Source organism: Mycolicibacterium pyrenivorans (genome assembly GCF_025821625.1).
GTDB lineage: Bacteria > Actinomycetota > Actinomycetes > Mycobacteriales > Mycobacteriaceae > Mycobacterium > Mycobacterium pyrenivorans.
In genome coordinates, this window is sequence record NZ_JACKSH010000112.1 from 982 (window position 1) to 1248 (window position 267).

General features: G+C 69.3%; 1 pseudogene. It reads left to right on the forward strand.

The window, feature by feature from the left end:
* Nucleotides 1-267: pseudogene (locus tag H7I57_RS14470) on the forward strand (hypothetical protein); the annotation flags it as partial.

The window sequence follows — 267 nt, forward strand, 5'->3', positions numbered from 1 at the left end:
GCACCAGCTCCGGCACCGTCGTCAACGGCGCCGCCGCCGACACCAACGGACTGGCCCCGTTCACCAACACCCCCGCCGGCCAGAAAGCACTCCTGGTCGCCCTACGCCAGCGCGTCGCCCAACAACAACAAGTCGTGCAGGCCTACAAAACCCGCGACGCGCAGATGGCGGCGATGCTGCGGTCAATGGCCTACGGCGGCCGCGGCGGTGTGGGCGCAGGAAGCGGCTCACCATTCGGCGGCGGCTCAGGCCTGTCGATGCCACAAA